The sequence below is a fragment of the Dehalobacter sp. genome (genome assembly GCA_023667845.1).
GTDB lineage: Bacteria > Bacillota > Desulfitobacteriia > Desulfitobacteriales > Syntrophobotulaceae > Dehalobacter.
Map to the genome: position 1 here is coordinate 1 of JAMPIU010000055.1, position 1335 is coordinate 1335.

Here is a 1335-nt window from a genome sequence, read left to right on the forward strand (position 1 = left end):
AATTAATTAAGAATTCCGTTGTATTTCAGCAATTTAAAGCACTGGGGTATAAGACGATTGCCTTCGAAACAGGGTACGATTTTACCCAAATAAAAAACGCCGACCTCTACCTGGAACCCGTCAAACCAAGCGCCTTTTTCGGGAGTATCGATCCCTACGAGGTTCTGCTATTAAAAAGTTCGATTTTTAAAATAATTTATGACACGCATATACCTGTCGTTAATCAAATCTTTGACCAGTTAACCTTTCCCTACACCAATCATGTTCAATTACAGCGGTTTATGTTCGAAAACCTCATTAAGATCTCCGGCGATTTAGAGCCGACATTTACCTTTGTACATTTGACCGTGCCCCACACCCCATTTGTCTTTCGCGCAGATGGAAGTTACACCAAAGATCGAAGGTATTTCAGCGGCGCCTTCGTAACGCCGATCAGCAACGAACTCTTTGTTGATGGGTATCTCAATCAACTTCAATATGTCAATACGCAAATCCTGGATACTGTTCAAAAAATCCTGGAAAATTCGAAGACCCCGCCCATCATCATTCTTCAAGGTGATCATGGTGCGATCATGGAACACCGTCTGCCAATTCTGAATGCGTATTTGGTTCCAAACTCGATCAAAGACAGATACTATTCCTCGATCTCACCTGTAAACAGTTTTCGATTGATCTTCCAAAATGTTTTTGGCTTGAACTATCCATTGTTGGAAGACAAGAGCTACTATTCAAAATATGAAACCCTATTTGAGTGGACGCTTGAACCGGAGAAAATGGACAGGTGCATCAAGTAGGTTTGCAGGCGCAAGTTACCGGTTGATATCCATAACATTTTCTGTCGGTCCGTAACCTTTATGCGCGATACTTCCGTTTTACGGACCTTTCAGGGTGGAGCATCGACCTTCCAGCAGTGAAGACTGAAATCAAGATTTTCCTTCAAAAACATCGCCTCATAAGAATGATAAACTAGAGATAAAGTCAATTGTGCAAAATCAAATGAGGATCAGGAACAAAGCGCCATGAAGGAAAAGACCTGGGATGCAGTGCAGAGACGTAACTTTATTATTTTGTTAACGCTCGCCATAATCGTGTTTGTCCTCTACGCCTGGCCGAACGCCAAAGCTTCTTCGAATATTGCCATGGTGCAGGTTTTTAATCCCGATGAAGCCGAACCGCTGCCCTATGTTTTTCACATGATCAAACCCGGAGAAAATCTTGCCCAGACGCTGAAAAATTTCATTTTCTATGATTATTATCCGTACGGTTTTGTTTATTTCGCATATTCCGCCATCGTGCTCGTCCCCCTTCAATGGCTTGGACAACTGCAGAATATTC

At 42.2% G+C, this 1335-nt stretch carries 2 protein-coding genes; both read left to right on the plus strand.

Going from position 1 to position 1335, the window contains the following annotated elements; translation table 11 throughout:
• Positions 1-794 (plus strand): sulfatase-like hydrolase/transferase (locus NC238_04740; GenBank protein ID MCM1565261.1); only part of this gene is annotated, 794 nt, incomplete at its 5' end.
• 225 nt (positions 795-1019) lie between these two features.
• The coding region (locus NC238_04745) for a hypothetical protein (GenBank protein ID MCM1565262.1) at positions 1020-1335 on the plus strand (316 nt) is incomplete at its 3' end.